Origin of the sequence: Alishewanella sp. HH-ZS (assembly GCF_001704375.1) — a bacterium.
GTDB lineage: Bacteria > Pseudomonadota > Gammaproteobacteria > Enterobacterales > Alteromonadaceae > Alishewanella > Alishewanella aestuarii.
In genome coordinates, this window is the sequence record NZ_LZEJ01000002.1 from 1 (window position 1) to 22,802 (window position 22,802).

Here is a 22,802-nt window from a genome sequence, read left to right on the forward strand (position 1 = left end):
TGTACTAGCTCAGACTTGATCTGACAGTTACCAGTTTTTCACGGTGTCTGTCAGATTAGATTTGAGTCAGATTTTTCTGCACCCAAACCTGCTTTCCATCCAGCAAAGTATCCATTGGCGTTCTGCCATTGCACATCTTGCCTTGATGAGTTCGTTCATTGTTGTAATAAACCAGCCATTCGTCCAGATCTTTTTGTAGCTCGGCTAGGTCTCCATAGAGCTTTTTACGGAACGTAACCTGATAGAACTCCTGCAATATCGTCTTGTGGAACCGTTCGCAGATCCCGTTAGTTTGCGGCGACATGGCCTTGGTTTTGGTGTGGTCGATGTCGTTAATCGCCAGATATAGCTGATAATCGTGCTGTTCTACTTTGCCGCAGTATTCTGTACCCCGGTCAGTCAGAATGCGCAGCACAGGCAAGCCCTGAGCCTCATAGAATGGCAGTACTTTGTCGTTGAGTAAGTCTGCTGCAGTGATCGGCGTCTTGGTGGTATACAGCTTACAATGCGCGACTTTACAGTAGGTATCGACGTAAGTTTGCTGGTAAATCCGGCCAACACCCTTCAGGTTGCCAACGTAAAACGTATCTTGTGACCCCAGGTAGCCAGGATGGGCAGTCTCAATCTCACCACAGGCTTCATCGTCGTGTTTTTTCTTCTCAAGGGCGGCAATTTGCGCATCTGTCAGGAGTATACCTTCATCGGCAACCTTGGCTTCCAGCGCCTTCAAACGCTTCTTAAAGTTCTCCAGATCGTGTCGTAGCCAGATAGAACGAACACCGCTGCCAGAGACAAACACGCCTTGTTTACGCAGCTCATTACTGGTGCGGTGCTGGCCATGAGCAGGATACTCGATAGCATAATCAATAACCGCCTTTTCTATGGTTTCATCCACACGGTTTTTGAGGTTTGGTGCTCTACGGCTTTTATCGATAAGAGCATCGACACCACCTTCAGCGACAAGCTCCTGATAGCGGTAAAACGTGTCACGTGACACGCCCATAACCTTGCAGGCTTTTGATACGTTATTAAGCTCCTGAGCTAAATTCAGCAGCCCAGCCTTGTGTTTAATTATCGGATTGTTAGTATGCAGCATGAGAGTTACCTTTTGTTTTTGATTACGGATTCGACACCCATATCAAAACTGGTAACTCTCATCTTTTCAAGTAGATGTGTCAGATTAAGTCGAGACTAATTCACATCAGGAATCAGTGGCCGCGCAGTTTGCGGCCCGCTTCCTTTCTACGACCTCACTTTTTTCGCCCCAGCTTGTTTCGCTCCAGCTTTTTAAACCCAAATATACGCTAGTATTTTTTTCAGCTAATACCAGATACCTTTCTGGCCGTTTCGTTTTCGCCTGCCTTTGCACACCCGTGCCTGGCGCAACAGTTCCGCTGACAGATAAAAAAACCCCGCAGCTTTCACCACGGGGCGTCAAATTCAGACAAAGGACAAGGATAGACGTGTTTAGGTGGTTCAGGTTTAGTGGGGATTGCCGGTTAGCGGTGCTAACAGGGTTTCGCCCACAGGCTCCCGCAACGTGCCACCTGCACGCTGCGGGCTGCTTACTTTACCGAGGCGACAAATTCAGGATAGGCTTCGATACCACACTCTGAGCTGTCGACACCCTCGTATTCGGCTTCTTCACTAACCCGGATGCCGATTACTAATTTCAGGACAAACCACACCAGTAAACTGGTGGCAAATACCCAGCCGAAGATGGTCAGGGCACCAATGATCTGGCCGCTAAAGCTGCTATCACCATTGGTAATAGGCACTAATAACAAACCATATAAGCCCACTACGCCGTGCACTGAAATCGCACCGACCGGATCATCGATTTTAATTTTATCCAGCGCAAGGATAGAGGCGACCACTAACACACCGGCAATAGCGCCAAACAGTGATGCTTGCAGCGGTGTTGGTGTAGCAGGTTCTGCGGTAATAGCAACCAGACCGGCTAAGGCACCGTTTAGCGCCATGGTAAGATCAGCTTTACGGAACAGGATCACCGAGGTAATCAGGGCGGCGACCACGCCTGAAGCGGCGGCAGCGTTGGTATTCAGAAACACCACAGCGACACTATGCGCATTGGCAATATCACCCAGCTTTAATACCGAGCCGCCGTTAAAGCCAAACCAGCCCATCCACAGGATCAAAGTACCCAAAGCTGCCAGCGGCATATTGGCACCCGGGATCGCATTGACTTTACCGTCTTTACCATATTTGCCTTTGCGGGCGCCTAACAATAACACCCCGGCTAACGCTGCAGCGGCACCAGCCATATGCACTATGCCTGAGCCGGCAAAGTCCGAGAAACCCAGATCGCCTAAGTTATACAAGCCAAACACTTCTTTACCGCCCCAGGTCCAGCCACCTTGGATTGGATAGATAAAGCCGGTCATTACCACGGCAAAGGCTAAAAAGGCCCACAACTTCATCCGCTCCGCTACAGCACCAGAGACAATCGACATCGCTGTTGCCACGAAAACGACCTGGAAGAAGAAGTCTGACGCACCGGAATAGACGGCGTCACCGGTAAAATCATTCTGTTCTGCAAAGGAGGCTAAAGTGGCATCAACGTCAATTTCAGCAATACCTTGCAGGAAAATACCGCCATCGTACATAAAGTAGTAACCACAGATTAAATACATTATGCAGGCAATCGAGTAGAGCGCGATATTCTTGGTCAGAATTTCTGTGGTGTTCTTGGCCCGCACCAAACCGGCTTCCAGCATCGAAAAGCCCGCCGCCATCCACATCACTAACACCCCACACATCAGGAAGTAGAAGGTGTCCATCGCAAACTGTAAATGATAAATTTGTTCTTGCATGGCAAGGCTCCTTAAATCGCTTCAGCGTCAGTTTCGCCGGTACGGATCCGCACCGCCTGCTCCAGGTCGTAGACAAAGATCTTGCCGTCACCAATGCGGCCGGTATAAGCCGCTTTCTGGATCGCTTCCAGTAAGCGTTCTACCTGATCGTCCTGGGTCGCAATTTCCAATTTTACTTTCGGCAGGAAATCAACCTGATACTCGGCTCCGCGATAGAGCTCGGTGTGGCCTTTCTGGCGGCCAAAACCCTTTACTTCGGTAACCGTTAAACCTTCTACCCCAATGTCCGCAATCGCTTCCCGGACATCATCCAGTTTGAACGGCTTGATGATGGCACATACAAGCTTCATGATGGTTTTCCTTATCGACTAATTATGCTGTTCGCTTAAAAAGATAAGAAAACCTTGTGCCAAGATTTTTATTTGATATAAAACACAGACTTAGGCTTGGCAGCTTACAGTTGGCGAAAAAAAACGCACCAGTTTAGTGCGTTTCTCCCCGCCTGAGTGCAAGCCAGTATCCGCGCCGGCGACCCGAAAAGCATCATATCGGCATGACGTTATGTATCAGATTATTCCGGCAGAAATTCCTGCCAGGCTTGCAGCAACAGCAGCAAGTCTGCCAGCCCGCATTCGCTACTAAGCCCGCTTTCATCCAGCTGTAAATCGTCGTCAAGCTCCTCCGGCAGCGCTTGTCTGGCCAACGCGCTACTCTCCGTTGCCAACAAACTATTATGGCAAACCCACACTTCCTGCTGCTGCACCAGTAAGCTAAATTCACGCCCCTGATACTGCCAGTCCTGATAAGGCTTTAGTGTCTGCAGCTGGCTTAGCAGCGGCTGGTAAGCACTGGCCCGGTGAGCAAACTCATCCAGCAAAAACTGCTGTAGGGCGGCTTGCTCGGTCGCCAGCTTTAACCGGTAACGCCGGCTGTCGCGATCATAGATAAAGTCGTATTCCATCTTTGCCAACTGTTTGCTTTATTACGGCGGTAAAAACAACAACGCCTGCATAAGGCAGGCGTTGTTAGTCGTTACTAAGTGCTTACACCGCTTGCTGGATAATCACATTATCCGCTTTTTTGGTGTACTGCGGCATCTTATGGAAGTTCAGGTAGCGATAGGTATCGGCTGCCGTGGCATCGATTTGCTTCGCATATTCCATATATTCTGCCACTGTCGGTAATCTTCCGATAATTGAAGATACCGCAGCCAGCTCCGCTGACGCCAGATACACGTTAGCACCCTGACCTAAACGGTTCGGGAAGTTACGGGTAGAAGTAGACACTACCGTTGACTTCTCAGCCACCCGCGCCTGGTTACCCATACAAAGTGAACAGCCTGGCATCTCGGTGCGGGCACCCACTTTGCCGTAAATACCGTAGTAACCTTCTTCGGTCAGCTGGGCCTGGTCCATCTTAGTCGGTGGCGCGATCCATAACCGGGTTGGTAACTGACCTTTGAACTTATCCAGTAACTTACCGGCAGCACGGAAGTGACCAATGTTAGTCATACAAGAACCGATAAACACTTCATCAATCTTGTCGCCGGCAACTTCAGACAGTAAACGGGCATCGTCCGGATCATTTGGCGCACACAGCACTGGCTCTTTAATGTCGGCCAGATCGATTTCGATCACTTCAGTGTATTCCGCATCGGCATCGGCTTCCATCAGCTGTGGATCTTTCAGCCAGGCCTGCATCGCATTGATACGGCGCTCGATAGTGCGCACATCACCGTAACCTTCAGCGATCATCCACTTCAGCATCACGATATTCGATTCCAGATATTCGGCAATCGACTCTTTTGACAGCTTGATGGTACAACCGGCTGCTGAACGCTCCGCAGAGGCATCAGATAATTCAAACGCCTGCTCTACGGTCAGATTCGGTAAACCTTCGATTTCCAGAATGCGGCCAGAGAAGATGTTCTTCTTGCCTTTTTTATCAACAGTCAGCAAGCCTTTCTGAATGGCAACATAAGGAATGGCATGCACTAAGTCGCGCAGTGTAATACCAGGCTGCATTTCACCTTTAAAGCGCACCAGTACCGACTCTGGCATATCCAGTGGCATTACACCAGTCGCTGCGGCGAACGCCACTAAACCTGAACCTGCCGGGAACGAAATACCAATCGGGAAACGGGTGTGAGAGTCACCACCGGTACCCACAGTATCTGGCAGCAACATGCGGTTTAACCAGCTGTGGATAATACCATCGCCCGGACGCAGTGAGACACCGCCACGGTTCATAATAAAGTCTGGCAGAGTATGATGCGTATCCACGTCAACCGGCTTCGGATAAGCGGCAGTGTGACAGAACGACTGCATCGTCAGATCGGCAGAGAAACCTAAACAGGCTAAGTCTTTTAACTCGTCACGGGTCATAGGGCCAGTGGTGTCTTGCGAACCTACGGTAGTCATCTTCGGCTCACAGTAAGTACCCGGACGTACACCTTTCACGCCGCAAGCTTTACCGACCATTTTCTGCGCCAGCGTAAAGCCTTTGCCAGTATCAGCTTTGGCTTGTGGACGACGGAATTTGTCAGAGGCCGCTAAACCTAAGAACTCACGGGCACGGTCAGTTAAACCACGGCCGATAATCAGTGGAATACGGCCACCGGCACGCACTTCATCAATTAATACGTCAGTTGCCAGGCTGAATTCAGCCAGCACTTCGCCACTGCCATGACGCACGATTTTGCCTTCGTACGGCAGAATGTCGATCACATCGCCCATCTCGAGCTTGCTGACATCAACCTCAATTGGCAGTGCACCTGAGTCTTCCATGGTATTGAAGAAAATCGGCGCAATTTTACCGCCTAACACAAAGCCGCCACCGCGCTTGTTCGGTACGTATGGAATATCGTCGCCCATAAACCACAGCACTGAGTTAGTCGCTGATTTACGTGATGAACCGGTACCGACTACGTCACCGACATAAGCCAGTGGGAAACCTTTTTGTTTCAGCTGTTCCAACTGCTTGATCGGGCCAACAGTACCAGGCTGATCCGGCTCGATACCTTCACGGCTGTTTTTCAGCATGGCTAACGCATGCAGCGGGATGTCAGGACGTGACCAGGCATCCGGTGCAGGTGATAAATCGTCAGTGTTGGTTTCACCGGCGACTTTAAATACGGTAACAGTAATTTTCTGCGCCAGCTCTGGCTTGGCTTCAAACCATTCGGCGTCAGCCCAGCTTTGCAGTACTTGCTTGGCGTACTGATTACCGGCTTCGGCTTTCTCAGTGATATCGTGGAAAGCATCAAAAATCAGTAAGGTGTGTGACAGCGCCTTGGCGGCAACTGGCGCCAGCTTGGCATCGTCCAGCAGGCTGATCAGTGGCTCAATATTGTAACCACCCATCATGGTGCCTAACAGCTCAACGGCGCGCTCGGCGCTGATTAACGGGCTCTTCGCTTCGCCTTTGGCGACTGCCGCCAGGAAACCGGCTTTAACATAAGCGGCTTCGTCTACACCAGGCGGTACCCGGTTGACCAGCAGATCTAATATAACCTCTTCCTCGCCTTTTGGCGGGTTCTTTAATAATTCAACTAAGGCAGCAACTTGCTCAGCATTTAAGGGCTTAGCCGGGATACCCTGGGCGGCGCGTTCCGCCACGTGTTCACGATATTCTTGTAACACAGTTATGTCCTCTTGGTCGTTGCTTGCAGTCTGGTCACTGCAACGTCATTCCGGTGAATGAATGGGCTCAATTATAAGAAAGATCAGAGCAAAAGCATATTAACACTAATGCACACACACTTATAATGGTTATAAATTTGCTGAATACAAAGCGTCAGGCAGGTAATTTTAATTTATAGTGGTCTGACCAAGGCAGCAAAAAGCCGTGGCACCTTGCGATTTCCAAGCAAGGTAACCACGGCTTGATTATAGTGACAGCGTGCTATGGATTACCAGATCTTAACGCGCTGCTCGACCGGTAAATACATCGCATCACCTTCTTTAATATCAAAGGCGGTATAAAACTCCGGCATATTGGGCAGCACACCAATGACCCGATAATGGGCTGGCGAGTGCGGGCCAGTGCTAAGCTGGCGACGCAGCGCTTCTTCGCGGAACTTGGTGCGCCAGATTTGGGCCCAGCTGATAAAGAAGCGTTGTTCACCGGTAAAACCATCCATCACCGGTGCTTGCTGACCATTTAGTGATAACTGATAGGCTTTCAGGGCTACCGTCATCCCGCCGAGATCACCGATATTCTCACCCAGTGCCACAGCGCCGTTTACATTAACGCCTGGCAGCGGCTCAAAGCGATTGTACTGACCAATCAGCTTGGCACCGCGGGCCTGGAACTGAGCCTTATCTTGCTCGGTCCACCAGTTACGCAGGTTACCGTCACCATCGTATTTAGCGCCCTGATCGTCAAAGCCATGGCCGATCTCATGGCCAATTACTGCACCGATACCACCGTAGTTTACCGCATCATCGGCCGCCATATTAAAGAACGGTGGCTGTAAAATCGCGGCCGGAAACACGATTTCGTTGTTTACCGGGTTATAGTAGGCATTGACCGTTTGCGGCGTCATAAACCATTCGTCTTTATCGATTGGTTTGCCCAGCTTGCTGACCATCTCATCATAGCCCCAGTGACTGGCACGGACAAAGTTACCCACTAAATCGTCGGCTTTGATCTCCAGCGCAGAGTAATCTTTCCACTTGTTCGGATAACCAATTTTCGGCGTAAACTTGCTCAGTTTTTCCAACGCCGCCACCTTGGTGTCTTCGCTCATCCACTCCAGTTCTTTGATCGACACCTCATAGGCTTTAATCAGGTTAGCGACCAACTCTTCCATCCGTGCTTTGGCGGCAGGGCTGAAATGACGCTCGACATACAGCTTACCAGTCAGCTCACCCAGTACCTGATCGGCAGCATCGACAGCGCGCTTCCAGCGCGGTTGTTGCTCCTGGATACCGCTTAGGGTAGTGCCATAGAACGCAAAACGACGATCAGCAAAGGCACTGCTCAGCTTATCGGCGTAGCTGTTAACCGTTTTAATGGTCAGGTAATCCTGCCAGCTTTGTAGATCGCTACCGGCAATCACCTGGCCTAAACCAGCAAAGTAACTTGGCTGACGCACAATAATATCGCTGACCTGAGCCAGTTTTACGCCCTCAGCATAGGCTGCCCAATCAAAAGCGCCCAGGCTATTATTCAGCTCTGTACTGCTGAGTTTATTGTAGGTCTTATCGGCATTACGGCTATCGAGACGAGTCCAGTGATGTTCTGCCAGCGCTTTTTCCAGCTGATACACCCGCTCTGCCGCGGCAGCCGCATCGCTATGGCCAGCCAGCGCAAACATATCCTGCAGATAGGCTTTATATTCACTGATAATTTTCAGTGAGGCTTCATCATCTTTAAAGTAGTAATCGCGATCCGGTAACCCCAGGCCGCCCTGATTTAAATACACCGCATACTGGGTAGAGTTTTTCGCATCGTTATTAACAAACCAGCTAAATGGAATGGCAATGCCATCGCGTTGCAAACGCGCGAACAGCGCAGGTAACTGGCCTTTATCAGTCAGACCCTTAATTGCCTCAAGCTGCGGTTGTAGTGGCGTTAAACCACGCTGTTCAATCGTCGCTTCATCCATAAAGCTGTTAAAGAAATGCCCCAACTTCTGCTCATCCGAACCTGCGGCTAAGTTAGTTTTCGCTGCCACTTCGTCAATAATGGCTTTTACCGCCTGCTGCGATTGATCAGCCAGAATATGGAAAGAGCCATAAGTGGCTTTGTCGGCAGGAATTTCAGTTTCAGCCAGCCATTTGCCATTTACCGCCAGGAAGAAATCCTGACCAAAGGCCACGCTTGAGTCAAAGTACTGGGTATCAATACCTGATACCAGAGCAGCCTGTTGCTGGGTAACTGCAGGTTTGGCCGCCGCACTTTGCTCGGGGGCATTTTGCTTACCACAGGCACTCAGGCCAAGAGCCAGGGCTACTGCACTGGCCACTAAGGTGATTTTTTTCATTGTAATATCCTGTTATACGCGGGGAAAAAAGTTAACGCTTCATCTTACGCCCTCTGTCTGGCCTTGCCAATTTGTGCCAGGCATAAAGTTGTAACAAAGTATGAGAAAGGCCTTAACTGCCGCGTTCCAGCGTAAAACCATGCTCGTCCTGCTCAAAAATGACATTGGCCCGCCCCACCAGCAGCGGATCGGGGATCCCTATCGCCGCCGCATCTTTGTTCTCGTATGGCAGGCGCTGTAACACGTAACGCATCGCATTAAGGCGGGCACGTTTTTTACAATCGGATTTAATCACCGTCCAGGGCGCATAGCTGGTATCAGTTGCAGCAAACATCGCTTCTTTGGCCTGAGTGTAGTGATCCCATTTATCCAAGGATGCCAGATCGATTGGGCTTAACTTCCACTGCTTTAACGGATGCGCTTCACGCTCAGTAAAGCGGCGCCGCTGCTCGTCGCGACTGACCGAAAACCAGAGCTTAATCAGATGAATGCCGCTACGCACCAGTTGGCGCTCAAAGTCTGGCGCTTGCCGCATAAATTCCTGATACTCCTCATCACTGCAAAAACCCATTACCCGTTCAACCCCTGCTCTGTTGTACCAGGAGCGGTCAAATAATACGATTTCCCCCCGGGTGGGTAGCTGTGCCACATAACGCTGAAAATACCACTGCCCCTGCTCAACCGTAGTCGGCTTCTCGAGCGCGACCACACGGGCGCCACGCGGATTAAGATGCTCCATAAAGCGCTTGATGGTACCGCCTTTGCCTGCCGCATCCCGCCCCTCAAACAGGATCACCAGCCGCTGGCCGCTGGCTTTAACCCAGTGCTGTAACTTTAATAGTTCGACTTGCAGCTGATATTTCTGCTGTTCGTAGCTTTTGCGACTTAAGCGGTTTTGGTAAGGGTAGCCGCCACTGCGCCAATCAGCGGCCAATTGCAGGTCGGCTTTCAGACGGCGTTTTTCTGACTGCGCGGATTCGCCCTTAAGTAATGCCTTACTCAGCTGAGTCAGATCGTCAGGTGACAAGCCTTCCAACATCGCCAGTAAATGCTCGGATAACTGGTGCAAATCGCCAGCCGCACGGGCGGCAATAATGTCTTCAAGCGCCACTGCCTTGGCCTGCTGACTGGCGCTAAGCCTTTGTGTCACCCGTTCAGTTTGCGGATCCTGCACTGTCGTCTCAGCCTGGACTTTCTCGGTCATCATATCTCCTACGCGCTGTGTTAAGTGGCAACCTCGCATTGATAACAACTGGGTGAGCGCGGGCAGCTGCCGCCCCGGGCGCAAATCAGTTGTGCGGGTTTATTCATGCTACGGCTAACCCAGTTGATATTCAGAATATTGGCCACCCGCTTCAAGGTGGTTTGAATATTTTGCGGCACAGTAGCAGCGCCACCATAACTGATACAACGCGCCTTCATCTCCTGCGCCAGCGCATCGGCATCCAGCCCCTGGGCCGCCAAAGCCGGATTCAAATCAATACCAGCACATAATACATGGTCATTACCGGCCAAATCTTTGACCTTGGTCGACTCACAGCAATAAATTCTTGGTTGTCCCTGCACATCCAGTAAAGATAGCTGCGCCGCACTCCCCGACTCTTTTACCTCAAACATCCGGAATACCGCCCAGTGTTGGCAGGGGTCCTGGACCTGTCGCATATTGCCCCAGGGCAGCGGGATACCATTGCCGCGATACACTGCCTTTAACTTACCGGGGCTGTAAGCATCAAAATAGTGCCAGTGCGGATAGGGTGACACCGCCGTCATTCGCCGCATCGCCACCGAAGCCGACACTTCAGCCTGCAAGTGACTGGCAATTTCGTAGCCACGCCGCTCCAGCAACTGCCGGAATGGCTGTTTCGGGCACAGCAGCGCACCGGCAAAAAAGCTCGACTCAAAGTCGCGCCAGGCATGCAAAATGTCCTGCGGTGCCATGCTACTGCTGTCAGCAAACACATCGTCATGCGCCCCGCCGACTGCCATGGAGCTTTTCACGCCATCTTTGTTATGCAGTACCGCATGGCCAATGTGCACCGCCAGTTCATATTTTAGCCGGGTTGGCCATTGCTGCAGGATGCGGTGCAAATGCAAACTCTGCGGTGGCACAAAAAACGAGGTCTGAATATTATTCGAGCGGACGCCCAATTCGTCGATTAGCTCACGCGGCGCTTCATCAAACCAGTGAATACTCAGGCCCAGTTGTTTGACAATGGCCAGCAATTCGTCAACCGATAACGGTAGCCGCTTTAAACCCACTTCTTCAGCGGCCCGCTCCAGCTCAGGAAAGTGATTCTGGTGATGCTCCTGATGAGCACGAATTAGTAACTGTGCAAACTGCCGGCCACTGGTGCCGGTTTGCGACAACAACTCTGGAATGGCAATTTGCAGAATATCGCCGCTAAACAAGAAGCCTGGCTCCAACGGCATACCATTTAAGCCACCTTTGCTTTGCTTCGGTAGCACCAGATCCTGCTCCTCCGCTTCGCCATCCAAAAACCAGTGCAGCTCTTTTTGAAACACCTGCGCAATAACTTCCAACATCTCGACGGCCGGTACCCGCTTACCACGTTCGATCATCGATAAATAAGACACCGAGGGCGCCGCCTCCGGATTCAGCCGCACACAACGGGTCGATAGGTCTTCAATAGTTAAGTTATTGCGTTTACGCAAGTTTCTTATTTTAGTGCCCAAAAAATGGGACTTACGCAGCAGGCTTTTGTTGATTTTCATTTTGTAAAATTCACAGTGTAAAATTTTTATTGTGAAATTATGCTTAAAACTAATCTAGACTAGATTTCAAGCAATAGCAAAAGCTAGTGCCAAAACTAAGCCTTATCAGAGGCAAAATACCGACCCTACCCGATGAGGAACACAAGATGACAACTTTAGCTAACCCACTGCAGCAGGAGCTGCATATCCAGCAGCAAATCCAATTGATCACCGAGCTGAACCAACAGCATGTGCGCCAGGTCATGGATTACTCAAAAGGTTTTCTGGACAAAACCTTCCCACTGGCCCGGGGTTCGCATAAAGATGTCGCCAGCTATGTGGTGTACTACCAGCAACTACTGGCGTTTTTTCAGGATGGCAGTACCAGCGGTTTAAAAGAACCGGCACAATTTATTGCCCTGATTGGTCACCGCGAAGCACCGGAAGCGCTGTTGCTGCAGAATGAAGAGCGCCATGTTGAATTGATCCTGAACCGGCGCGGGCTACAGGGTAGCCAGGATCCGGCTGGCATTGACGATATTCAGCTGCAAACCACCACGCCGGACTGCAATTGGTTCAGCCTGATCAGTGGTCGGCAGATCAGCTGCCGCAGCCGGGCGGAAAAAAGCTTTACCGCCAAAGACGGTCAACCCTTTCAACTTTAAGCTGCTCCGGCAACCTGCGGCGGTTGCCGGCGTCTTACTCCGGGGTTAAGCTGTGTGCATCTGCTTGACGTGAGATCTGGCCTAACCCTGAATGCTTGAACTTAAACACCTGAAAACACTAACAACACTGGCAAAAACCGGTAGTTTACAGGCGGCGGCGTTGGACCTCTGTGTTACCCAATCCGCCCTCTCCCATCAACTAGGACAGTTAGAGCAACGGCTTGGACAGACGTTATTTCAGCGTAAAAGTCAGCCGCTGCAGTTTACGGCCAGCGGCCAGGCATTACTGGAATTGGCACAACGGGTGCTGCCTGATGTGGCAAACACACTCAGACAGTTACAGCAGCCTGGCGACACAAACGCCACTTTAGTACTAAGTGTGGAGTGTCATGCCTGTTTTCACTGGATCCTGCCGGCACTGCGTCTGTATCGCCAGCAAAATCCGGCACTGACCATCACCCTAAGCCATGAAATTGAGCATGATGCTGTCTCCAGTTTATTAACTGGCGAGCTGGATATTGTGCTAACCACCGATCTGCGCCAAGCCGACAAGTTACAGGTTTATCCGTTATTTGAGTTGGAGTTAGTGTTGTTGGTGAGCCCGGATCATCCGTTGGCTCAGGCAGAGCAGATTACACCGGCGCTGCTGCAGCACGAGGTGATCCTAAGCTATCCGATCCCGGCTGAGCGGCAGGACTTATTCCGCTGTTTTATGCCGGATCTCAGCTTTAAAGGTCAACTCAAAGCTGTCGCCCAAGGCAGCCAAATTGTGCAATTGGTCGCAGCGGGCCAGGGCATTGCTGCCCTGCCGCGCTGGATGGCAGAACCCTTTGCCAGTCAGGGCCTGTTGGTAAGTAAAACCCTGGGTACTGCCGGCTTATGGCGCCCGATGTATTTGCTGCACCGACCTAATCAGGCCCCTGCCAGCGCACTTGCTGCTCTGGCAGAGGTGCTGCGGCAAGCCGCACCAGAGTCAACCCGCCCGGTGCAACTCCCAATATAATTCAGGCTCCCGCAGGAGCCTGATTGCTGAGCCGGTTATCACAACAGGTGTTATTCCGCAGCCTGCTGCGCAACCTGAGTTGACGCAATACCATTGATGCTCATGGTCAGGCGTTGCAGATTTGCCACCGTCAGCTCTGAATTGTCCAGCTTAACCGCCAGCATCAGATCCTGCAGCGCAGCCACTTTGTCACCGGCCATCAGGTTCATTACGGCTCTGTTATTCAGTGCCAGTGCCCGCATCTCGCGTTTAGCGGAGCGCGGCACGGCCTGCAAGGTACCGGCACGCTGCACGGCTTCAGTACAGGCTGCCTCGGCTGATGCGAAGTCAGCTGTGCGGCTGTACGCGACACACAGGCTTAACTGGCGGAAGAACGGATCCGTATCGGCCTGACGGGGGCTCACCGCCTGTTCGATCCCCGCTTTAAACTGCCCGGCTTTAATTAACTCGGCGCCCGGTGCTTCTTCCGGCAATCCCATCTGGTACGCATTACCCGCCGCAGAAGCGAGCAATGGACTTGACGACAACATTACTACCGCCAAACCGGCTAATAATTTACGCGTTGAAAAAGTCATGTCTGGTCTCTCCTGCAAAATTGATTTAAGTGCCTGCTTAGTGGCACGTAATAAAATTACAAGATCACGCTATTTCTGACAAACGAGAAGAACTAAACGAATAGGTTAGAAAATTTAACTTATCAGACCACTTGGCGCAAAAGCAACAAAGGCAAACAACAACAACACAAGAAAATCAAATGCATATGGCACTTCAGCCCAGAAAGAATGGATATACAGCACGCTAAACAAAGCAATACAAACTGTAATTTTATTACAAAAATAATAGTAGCAAGCGTCAGTGATGGCGCTCAGACGCTTGGTCAGGTTGCTTTTACTGGCTACTCTGCTATGGTATGCGCAAGCTGGCACTCTGCCAGCTGTACTTTAACGGAGTATCGTCTTGTTCAGGCCCATCCGGTCGTCTTTAAAGAGTTTTAGTACCGCCTTCCAGCTTTAAGCCGGGTGCGCGCTGTCGCGCCCGGATCCAATACCAGCTTGTTAGCCCATACCCTTATTCGCCAACAAATTTGATCTATGGAGAGCCCGATGACAGGTCGTGCCACCCTGAAGAATTTTCCATTATCCCGCCTGGAACGCTATTTACTCAGTGCCAGCTGGTTCCCGCTGCACAAAGCACGTAAACCAACCACTCTGTTGCGGACACTGGGTACACCTCAGGTGCCACGCGGTATTAAAGGTCAGCTTAGCGCCGCACCCGGCCATTCAATACAACTGATCGCGCTACCAGAAGGCGAAAGTTGCTGGCTAACACTCAGCACAGAGCATACGGCCAGCTCAGATGATAACCCGCTGTCGATTTGGTCGCCACTCGGGCAGGCCCTACTGGGCAAAACCTGTGGTGACCTGGTGCAGGTAAAAGTATTTCGCCGTACTTTAACGTTTATCGTCGGCGACATTCTGAGAGTCAAGCAAACCGATCGAGGTTAAGATTGGGGGGCGGCTGCCTGGAGGCAGCCTGGCTTTAATCCAACAATAGTTGCAGCTCTGGTGGTAAAAACGGCTTACCGGCTGAATTAACGGCGGTACCGGTAATAAAGGCATCCAGCATCAGCTTCTGATCGCGACTGCGCCACACTTGTTGCTTAAAACCAAAGCGTAAGCGCGATACCGGCTGATACTGAGTAGTGATATAAAATTGATCGCCACTGGTCAACGACGCCTTATAGTCCAGTTCGGCACGCACCACTACTAAATTGACCTCGGCTTTGGCCAAGGCCGCAAAATCAATCTGCCGGCTGGCTAAAAACTCATGCCTGGCATGCTCCAGATAATTAAAATAGACGGCATTATTCACTATGCCCTGCATATCGCATTCGTAATCGCGGACTTTAAACTCGGTTTTATGCATCAGCAGCTCCCTGGTTGCAAAAGCTGCATGCTAACAGCCAACCGCACAATCTCCAAGTCAGGCCAGTTTGGGTGACAAGCCAACCGGCGCCACCGGCAGAAACAGCTGCGGTAATTTACGTGGCACTATATCCAATGCCGTTTTATAGCCCTGCAGATACAGCAACTGCTTCTGTGCCACCGTCAATTCAAAGTTCACCGCTGATACCTCACCGGTATTTACCACCACTGTATTGTGCCAGTATTCGGCATGAACATATTCACGTGACACGGCATTCATAAAGGTTTGGATCAGCATCTGCATATAGGACACGACCGGCAGGTAGCGGCTGGTGTGGATCGGCCGGGTTTCAGATTCACTTTTCAGCCGGAAACAAACCAGTGGCAGCCCCTGCCCCGACCAATCGCGGTGTAGCGCATCCTCAGACAGGATCACGCCATCAGTCAGCACCTTGTCCCGATAACTTTTAAACGAGAAAAACAGCGGGATCGACATCGAATAGCGGATTGCGGCCGATACTCTGACCTCCGGCGTCAACTGGCGGTTAAAAATCACCGGTCCACCGCCACTGATATCCGTTGCCAGCACATGCAAATCCAGCTCCAGATCGGCAAAGGTACGCTGCTCTAAACGGGTATCCAGCCACTGCTCAAAGCGGTTGCCATTACAGAGGCCGCCGGTGCGTAATAAGGTAGTAAGCGAGATCCCTTTGAAGTAACGAAAGTCCGTATCCAATGCCAGCTGTTCAATCCGCTTTAACGGCCAGCCGGCGGCATAAAAAGCCGCCACGATACTGCCACCCGATACGCCGACTAAATGCCGGTAACTGAGATTCAGTTCATTCAAGGCTTGCAGAATACCGATATGGCAACTCAGGCGGGTACCACCACCAGACAAAATAGGAACAATTTCTGACGCGTTCAGCACTGACATCAAAGCCACCTTAGCAGCAGTATTTCCTCAAGTATGGTGAAACATTGAAAGCTGTCCAGTAACAGATATTTTTGCAGCCACTAAACCTTTTCCTTAAGGCGGACGACTAAGCAAGAAACCCATAATTAGTAACAGGCATGCCTGCAACAGAACAAACGTTATTACAACGAGCTCAACGAGGCGACCAAAACGCCTTCGCTCAACTCTACCAGCAGAGCGTTGGCCGGGTTTATGCGATCGCCTGGCGTTTACTGGCAAACCGCGCCCGGGCAGAAGAGGCGGTGCAGGAAACCTTTTTAAGGGTCTGGCAACAATTACCTGGCTTTCGGGGCGAGAGTGCTTTTAGCAGTTGGCTACACCGCCTGGCCGTCGGGACCAGTATCGATCTGTGGCGCAAGGATAAAGGCTTAAGGCTGGAAGACGGCGAGTCGCTGCCGGAGCTCGGTTATTGCCCCGCCGAACAAGGTGAGCAGCAACAGCAATTGGAAAGTGCGATTCAACGTTTACCAGCTCAGGCCAGAGCCGTTTTTGTGTTGTACGCATTGGAGGGTTATCCCCATCAGGAGATTGCCACCTTAATGAATATTGCCGAAGGCAGCAGTAAAGCCCACTACCACCGCGCCCGGCAATTATTGCAGGAGTATCTGAATGAGCACTAAGCAACTCGATGATTTGCTTGCCACTCTGCCACATGAGCGGCAACCCGAACGGGATCTGTGGCCTGAAATAGCCGCCAGGCTTGCACCACGGCGACAGTCGCGTCACTTCGGCAAACTGGCAATAGCCGCGTCGGTACTGCTGATGCTGCTCTTTAGCTGGCAATGGTCAGAGCGCACCGAGCCTGTGCTGGCCTGGCAGCAGCAGGAACAGCAATGGCAACAGGCGCTAAGCCAACAACTGGCAGAGCTGCAACAGGTCAATCCGGCCTTTGGCGACTGGCAATGGCAGCTGCAGCTGTGGCAACAAGCCATTAATCAGGTGAAAGTGGCACTGAATTTTTACCCGGACGATCCCGGTTTGCAACACAAACTGGCCTCACTCTATCAACAACAGCTGTCTTATGTTGACTGGCTGGCCTCGACATCTTACTAAAGGAGCACACCATGAAATTAATACAACTCGGCGCAGGCCTTTGTTTACTATTAGCCAGTAGCCTAAGCCTGGCCGACGGCCGGCAAAGTATCAACGAAGTCCGCACCGTCAGCCCGAATGAGCAGATCAGCCTGGAGGTAATGCGCGGCAAGGTTGAGATCCGTGGCACCAATAGCAACCAGTTCCGGGTGTCCGGTAAGCTGGATGAAAAAGCGGAAGGCTTTACCCTCGATTCCAAGGGCGGCTTTACCGGCTTTATCGTGCAGATGCCCCGGCAGTTACGGGAGCAATATCAAGAAAAAGCCCAGGGTTCAGAGCTTGTTATCGAATTACCGCTGGGCAGCTCCGTATCCTTTAAAGGCGTGAATGTCGATGTCAGCCTGACCCAGGTGAACGGCGGCGTGGAAATCAATACCGTCAATGGCGATATTACAGCAGCGCAATTGGATGGCCGGGTCGAGTTGGCGACCGTAAACGGTGCCATTAAAAGCCAGGCATTAAATGGTCAACTGCGCCTGCGGTCGGTAAACGGTAAAATTAGCGATCAAGGCGCGACCGGGCGTCTGAGTGTGGAATCCGTAAACGGCGAAATAACGCTCAAGAGCAAACCACAAGAGCTGATGGTAACCGTCGTGAATGGCGAAGTGGATTTGGAATTAACCGATACCGCGCAACTGGAGATCTCTTCGGTAAACGGTAACGTCGAATTGGAGCTAAAAAACCAGAATGCGCCGCGTATTAAAGGCTCTTCAGTTAGTGGCAAATTCGAGCTGAAGCTAGCCGCCAATCTGGATGCCGCAGTCAGCCTGAAAACATCTGCTGGCGGCAGTATTAAAAACAGCCTGACCGCCGATCAACCGAGTCGCGCGAAGTACGGTCCAGCCAGCAACTTACAGTTTACCAGTGGTAAGGGCCAGGGCGTGATTGATATTAATACCGTCAGTGGCCGGATTGAGCTAAAGAAAAACTAAGTTCGTTTAGTATTTCTAACGCCCACTAAACATCTTTCTTGCAGGCCTAACCCAAAACGGTTAGGCCTGTTATGACAATCATCCTACGACAACAATACTTTTTAAAACATTTTAGAAATAAGATATAACTTTTAGCTATATGTAAAAACTGTACAGCTAAAGTGACATCGCTTATTACAGCGAGGTTAGCGGCTGATGATGCTTTTTTGAGCGGAATGAAAAAAACCTTTTTCAGAAACGCTGTGCCGATCATGGTACTAAACAGCCCACCATGCTAAGTCTTTATCCATTTACAGCCCACCACCTTTTCTCTTAAAACTAGTAACAGATGTTGCTGTGGTTTTACAGCATGTGGTCATCCGTCCAGGGAACTCATAACAAGAAACAAGGTAATACTATGCCGAAGAAATATTTCAAACTAAATGCGTTTGCACTGCTGTGCCTACCCGCAGCATTGTTAACAAATGCCGCAAACGCAGACGATAACAACCAATATCAGGATGGCCCGGTTACCCGGGTTATTGTTAAGTATAAAGAAAGCCAGACCGATAATCTGACACGCAGTCTGCCGGCAGCCGTCGCTCAACAGCGCCGGGCTGAGCGGATGCAGGCCAAAGCTGAGCGTTTTAGTCAGCGTGCCGGCAAGTCAGTGAAGTTTGTGCGGGAAACCGCATTGGAACGCCATGCGGTATTTAGCGCCGATCGTCGCCTGTCGGCCAAGGAAACAGCGGCACTGCTCAGTCAACTGGCAGCAGATGATGAAGTAGAATTAGTCGAAGAGGATGTGCTGCTACAAGCAGCTCTGACTCCAAACGATACCCAGTATGCCAACCAATGGCATTACTATGAGAATACCGGCGGTATTCGCGCCCCGGCAGCCTGGGACAGAGCCACAGGTCAAGGTGTAGTCGTGGCGGTACTGGATACCGGCTACCGGCCACATGCGGATCTGAATGCCAATATTCTGCCTGGCTACGATATGATCTCCGATACTTTTATCGCCAATGATGGCGGCGGCCGTGACAGCGATGCCCGCGATCCGGGAGACTGGACCAATGCCGGCGAGTGTGGCGGCGGTCAACCAACCTCCTTCCGCGCTTCCAGCTGGCACGGTACGCACGTGGCCGGTACCATTGCAGCTGTTACCAACAATAACACCGGGGTTGCCGGCGTTGCTTATAACGCCAAGATCGTACCGGTGCGGGTATTAGGTAAGTGCGGTGGTTATACCTCTGATATTGCTGACGGTATTATCTGGGCAGCCGGTGGCACTGTGTCGGGCGTACCGGCTAACGCGAATCCAGCCAGTGTCATCAATATGAGTCTGGGTGGCTCTGGTAGCTGCTCCAGCACCACTCAGAATGCGATTAACCAGGCGCGCAGCCGTGGTGCTGTCGTTGTTGTTGCCGCCGGTAACAGCAACTCAAATGCGAATAACTTTAACCCGGGTAACTGTGCCGGCGTGGTTAACGTCGCCGCAACCAACCGTCAGGGCGGTCGCGCCAACTACTCTAATACCGGTACCAGCGTTGATGTTGCGGCCCCGGGTGGTCAGATGACCTCAGCCAATGACCCAAATGGCGTACTGTCTACCTATAACTCTGGCAGCACTACACCGGGCAACGACAGTTACGGCTACAGTCAGGGTACCTCTATGGCCGCGCCACACGTTGCCGGTGTTGCTGCACTGATTAAGCAGGTGAAACCCTCCGCCACTCCGGATGAAATTGAAACCATCCTGAAAAATACCGCCCGTAGCTTCCCGGCAACCTGCAGTGGCTGTGGTACCGGCATTGTCGATGCCAATGCCGCTGTACAAGCTGCTCAGGGGTCTGGCGGCTCCGGCGGTGGCGGTACTGTGCCCAATCTGTCTGCCACCACCAATAACTGGCTACACTACACTGTCACGGTACCTGCTGGTATGCGGACGCTCACCGCCAGTATTTCCGGTGGTACCGGCGATGCTGATCTCTATGTTCGTCGCGGCGCCAGACCGACTACCACGACTTACGATTGCCGGCCCTATCTGCAAGGAAACAATGAAACTTGCAATATAAGTAACCCAGCTGCTGACGTATGGCACGTTAGTATCCGTGCTTACAGCAGTTTCAGCGGTGTGACCCTGACAGTGAGTTACAATCCGTAACTTAAGTCAGTACCAGATAAGTACGTGACAACGGTAGCGCAAGCTACCGTTGTTTTTTAAAGCAAAGGTAAAGGCTCCCTAGTCAGCAAAGCTGATTTTACCCATAGTAATGGCTGGCATCGCACGACTGGTCGCGGTAAAGGTGTCAGAGCTTCCGGCAACACTTTCATTCGCCAGCAAGGCAAATAACACGGCTTCTTTGGCGTCAGGCAAAATCGCCAGTTCAGCAGTGGTTCGCAGCGGAAACTGTGGCAGTTGCTGCTGTATTTGCCGCATTAACAGCGGGTTATGGATACCGCCGCCACTGGCGTAAATAACTGTAGGCGCTGTTGATGCCGATAGCTGCTGTACTAAACGCACAATGGCTGTCGCACTAAAGCAGTTTAACGTGGCCAGCACATCTGCCGGGCTTAGAGCAACACAGCCACTTTGTTGCTGCGCGCACTGCAGGTACTGCAAATTAAACACTTCAGGCCCGGTGGTTTTAGGCAAACTCAGGCTGAAAAACGGATGCTGCAGTAGCGCCGCTAATAATGCCGGCGCCACCTTACCACTGCTGGCGATTCTGGCATCGGCATCATATTGCAAGGCAGGGTAATGCTGCCGGACATAGGCATCCATTATGGTATTTCCCGGTCCGAGATCCGTACTAAATACTTTGTTCAGATCGGCATCTGCCGGCAAATAGGTAAGATTAGCAATACCACCGATATTCAGCAGAATACGGTTTTCCTGTGCCGAGCCAAAGAGTAAATAATCACCATAGGCCGCCAGCGGTGCGCCTTCGCCGCCAGCCGCGATATGCTTTTGCCGAAAGTCACTGACGGTAATAATGCCGGTATGCACCGCGAGATGATCACCATCTCCCAGTTGCAAGGTAGCATTGCCCCACTCCGGGTCCTGATGCTGCCGCAACGGGCAGTGATAGACGGTCTGACCGTGACTGGCGATCAGGTCCACCTCTGATGCCGGTATCTGCCAGTCGCGTAACGCCTGATTGATCATAGCCGCATGCTGCAGGGCAATCCACGGATGTAATAGCGTCAGTTGCTGTAAATCAACCTGCCGTTTGGCGAATACCGCCTGCACCCGGCTGCGAAATTCATCCTGATAAGGCACGGTGATAAACTGCTCGACGGTGACGCTGGTATGCTGGCCGCTACCACTAATTAAGCACAGCGCAATATCCAGCCCATCTAACGAAGTCCCACTCATTAAACCGATAATGCGGCGGCTGGGTTTGGCGGCCAGTTGATATAACTTGGTTATGTGACTATGCATGCGTAGCGCATCCTTAATTTTTTTCTAAAACAACAACACCAGGCGCCGCTTTCGTTCGTATACTTACGCCGTACACTGTTATCACTCAGTGCTAACCCATACTACCCCAGAACCATGAACGGAGAAAATGATGATTAGTTATGTAACCTTAGGTGTCAGTGATATTGCTGCAGCCCGCAAGTTTTATGGTGATTTACTGGGTGAGCTTGGGGCCAAAACCTTGTTGAATATGGATCGAATCACTTTTTTTGGTAAGAGCATGAAAGAACCCATGCTGGCTGTCTGTATTCCGTTCAATCAGCAAGCCGCAACGCCAGGTAATGGCAATATGGTGTCTTTGGCTCCAGGCTCAAAAGCAGCGGTTGATCAGCTGTATCATAAAGCCATTGCGCTGGGTGCCACTTGCGATGGTGCACCGGGTCAACGCATTCCAAATACCTTCTACGGTGCCTATGTAAAGGATGCCGATGGTAATAAACTTTGCTTTTGCCATTTCGGTTAAGCATGCAGATTAACGCCGATTTTAGTGCCCGGGTAGTGCTGTTGCCGGGCCAACAACAGTTTGTGCCATCCCCTCTGCCCGGTGTAAGCCGGGTGATGTTAGACCGTGCTGGTGACGAAGTCGCACGCGCTACCAGCCTGGTACGTTATGCAGCAGGCTCAGGTTATAGCAGCCACCGCCATGATGGCGGTGAAGAAATATTGGTGCTGGACGGCATCTTTTCAGATGAACACGGCCACTATCCGGCTGGCAGCTACCTGCGCAATCCGCCTGGCAGTAACCACCAGCCCTACTCTGAGCAGGGGTGTCTGCTGCTGGTAAAACTCTGGCAATTTGCCGCTGACGATCACACTAAGCTGGTCATTGATACCAATAATAGGAGCTGGCTCCCCGGTTTAGTGCCTGGGCTAAGTGTACTGCCTTTACATGAGCATAACGGTGTTAACACCGCCTTAGTGCGCTGGGCCGCCAATACCCAATTTAACCGCCACACCCATCCCGGTGGCGAGGAAATCCTGGTGCTGGACGGTGTTTTCCGCGATGAGTTTGCGGAATATCCCAAGGGTACTTGGTTGCGCAATCCCCGCTATAGCAGCCATACCCCTTTTACTGGCGAGACTGGCGCCCTGATCTATGTTAAAACCGGACACTTAGGCGCCAATTTACTGGGTGACAAATTTATCGCTGCCTTTAGTTAAGGTCGTGATTGCCAGCTGTTGCTTTTTTGTGCTAGATTTTGCGCCCTTTT

Annotated in this window: 21 protein-coding genes; 9 read left to right on the forward strand and 12 right to left on the reverse strand. The window is 51.5% G+C overall.

Features of this window, described 5'->3' with window-relative positions; all coding sequences use genetic code 11:
- Positions 1–55: 55 nt before the first annotated feature.
- The 8 genes from A9165_RS01210 to A9165_RS01245 all read right to left on the reverse strand — a co-directional run bounded on the left by A9165_RS01210 (position 56) and on the right by A9165_RS01245 (position 11,556).
- On the reverse strand, positions 56–1,096 hold the full coding sequence (locus A9165_RS01210; RefSeq protein WP_065954629.1) for an IS481 family transposase: 1,041 nt from the start codon (positions 1,094–1,096) through the stop codon (positions 56–58).
- Positions 1,097–1,565: 469 nt separating this feature from the next.
- Positions 1,566–2,834, reverse strand: a complete 1,269-nt coding sequence (locus A9165_RS01215; protein ID WP_065954630.1) for an ammonium transporter — start codon at positions 2,832–2,834, stop codon at positions 1,566–1,568.
- An 11-nt stretch (positions 2,835–2,845) separates the two neighbouring features.
- The gene (glnK, locus tag A9165_RS01220; protein WP_008609277.1) at positions 2,846–3,184 is read right to left on the reverse strand and encodes a P-II family nitrogen regulator; all 339 of its coding nucleotides are present in this window, start codon (positions 3,182–3,184) and stop codon (positions 2,846–2,848) included.
- 221 nt (positions 3,185–3,405) lie between these two features.
- On the reverse strand, positions 3,406–3,795 hold the full coding sequence (locus A9165_RS01225; RefSeq protein WP_065954631.1) for a YacL family protein: 390 nt from the start codon (positions 3,793–3,795) through the stop codon (positions 3,406–3,408).
- Between the two features lie 82 nt (positions 3,796–3,877).
- On the reverse strand, positions 3,878–6,475 hold the full coding sequence (acnB, locus tag A9165_RS01230) for a bifunctional aconitate hydratase 2/2-methylisocitrate dehydratase (protein ID WP_065954632.1): 2,598 nt from the start codon (positions 6,473–6,475) through the stop codon (positions 3,878–3,880).
- Between the two features lie 269 nt (positions 6,476–6,744).
- Positions 6,745–8,823 carry a M13 family metallopeptidase gene (locus A9165_RS01235; RefSeq protein WP_065954633.1) on the reverse strand — a complete coding sequence of 693 codons (2,079 nt, stop codon included), beginning with the start codon at positions 8,821–8,823 and terminating at the stop codon, positions 6,745–6,747.
- Positions 8,824–8,935: 112 nt separating this feature from the next.
- A complete protein-coding gene (gene ppk2, locus A9165_RS01240; RefSeq protein ID WP_065954634.1) occupies positions 8,936–10,027 on the reverse strand; it encodes a polyphosphate kinase 2 in 1,092 nt (363 codons plus the stop codon).
- 20 nt (positions 10,028–10,047) lie between these two features.
- Positions 10,048–11,556: a DUF3612 domain-containing protein gene (locus A9165_RS01245; RefSeq protein WP_065954635.1), complete on the reverse strand. Its 1,509-nt coding sequence runs from the start codon at positions 11,554–11,556 to the stop codon at positions 10,048–10,050.
- A 146-nt stretch (positions 11,557–11,702) separates the two neighbouring features.
- Between A9165_RS01245 and A9165_RS01250 the strand changes: the two genes are divergently transcribed.
- Positions 11,703–12,200 (forward strand): malate synthase, encoded by a 498-nt coding sequence (locus A9165_RS01250; protein ID WP_065954636.1) that lies wholly within the window; start codon positions 11,703–11,705, stop codon positions 12,198–12,200.
- Positions 12,201–12,291: 91 nt separating this feature from the next.
- Positions 12,292–13,203, forward strand: a complete 912-nt coding sequence (locus A9165_RS01255; RefSeq protein ID WP_065954637.1) for a LysR substrate-binding domain-containing protein — start codon at positions 12,292–12,294, stop codon at positions 13,201–13,203.
- 50 nt (positions 13,204–13,253) lie between these two features.
- Here the strand turns inward: A9165_RS01255 and A9165_RS01260 are convergent, their stop codons facing one another.
- A complete protein-coding gene (locus tag A9165_RS01260; protein ID WP_065954638.1) occupies positions 13,254–13,778 on the reverse strand; it encodes a hypothetical protein in 525 nt (174 codons plus the stop codon).
- 528 nt (positions 13,779–14,306) lie between these two features.
- On the opposite strand from A9165_RS01260, the gene A9165_RS01270 reads away from it, so the two are divergent.
- Positions 14,307–14,708, forward strand: coding sequence for a GreA/GreB family elongation factor (locus tag A9165_RS01270; protein WP_065954640.1), 402 nt, complete (start codon positions 14,307–14,309; stop codon positions 14,706–14,708).
- Positions 14,709–14,742: 34 nt separating this feature from the next.
- Here the strand turns inward: A9165_RS01270 and A9165_RS01275 are convergent, their stop codons facing one another.
- Both A9165_RS01275 and A9165_RS01280 read right to left on the reverse strand, forming a co-directional pair.
- Positions 14,743–15,132 (reverse strand): thioesterase family protein, encoded by a 390-nt coding sequence (locus tag A9165_RS01275; RefSeq protein WP_218060726.1) that lies wholly within the window; start codon positions 15,130–15,132, stop codon positions 14,743–14,745.
- Between the two features lie 54 nt (positions 15,133–15,186).
- A complete protein-coding gene (locus tag A9165_RS01280) occupies positions 15,187–16,062 on the reverse strand; it encodes a patatin-like phospholipase family protein (protein WP_065954642.1) in 876 nt (291 codons plus the stop codon).
- Positions 16,063–16,199: 137 nt separating this feature from the next.
- Between A9165_RS01280 and A9165_RS01285 the strand changes: the two genes are divergently transcribed.
- The 4 genes from A9165_RS01285 (at position 16,200) to A9165_RS01300 (ending at position 20,271) form a co-directional block, all read left to right on the forward strand.
- Entirely contained in the window at positions 16,200–16,721 is a 522-nt protein-coding gene (locus tag A9165_RS01285) for an RNA polymerase sigma factor (RefSeq protein ID WP_065954643.1), read from the forward strand.
- Positions 16,711–17,154, forward strand: a complete 444-nt coding sequence (locus tag A9165_RS01290; protein WP_065954644.1) for a hypothetical protein — start codon at positions 16,711–16,713, stop codon at positions 17,152–17,154. Before A9165_RS01285 ends, A9165_RS01290 begins: the two co-directional genes overlap by 11 nt.
- A gap of 11 nt (positions 17,155–17,165) precedes the next feature.
- A complete protein-coding gene (locus A9165_RS01295) occupies positions 17,166–18,125 on the forward strand; it encodes a DUF4097 family beta strand repeat-containing protein (protein WP_065954645.1) in 960 nt (319 codons plus the stop codon).
- 397 nt (positions 18,126–18,522) lie between these two features.
- Positions 18,523–20,271 carry a S8 family peptidase gene (locus A9165_RS01300; RefSeq protein ID WP_065954646.1) on the forward strand — a complete coding sequence of 583 codons (1,749 nt, stop codon included), beginning with the start codon at positions 18,523–18,525 and terminating at the stop codon, positions 20,269–20,271.
- A 78-nt stretch (positions 20,272–20,349) separates the two neighbouring features.
- Here the strand turns inward: A9165_RS01300 and A9165_RS01305 are convergent, their stop codons facing one another.
- Entirely contained in the window at positions 20,350–21,552 is a 1,203-nt protein-coding gene (locus A9165_RS01305; protein WP_065954647.1) for an anhydro-N-acetylmuramic acid kinase, read from the reverse strand.
- A gap of 130 nt (positions 21,553–21,682) precedes the next feature.
- Between A9165_RS01305 and A9165_RS01310 the strand changes: the two genes are divergently transcribed.
- Both A9165_RS01310 and A9165_RS01315 read left to right on the forward strand, forming a co-directional pair.
- A complete protein-coding gene (locus A9165_RS01310; RefSeq protein ID WP_065954648.1) occupies positions 21,683–22,054 on the forward strand; it encodes a VOC family protein in 372 nt (123 codons plus the stop codon).
- Between the two features lie 2 nt (positions 22,055–22,056).
- Positions 22,057–22,752 carry a cupin domain-containing protein gene (locus A9165_RS01315; protein ID WP_065954649.1) on the forward strand — a complete coding sequence of 232 codons (696 nt, stop codon included), beginning with the start codon at positions 22,057–22,059 and terminating at the stop codon, positions 22,750–22,752.
- Positions 22,753–22,802: the final 50 nt, after the last annotated feature.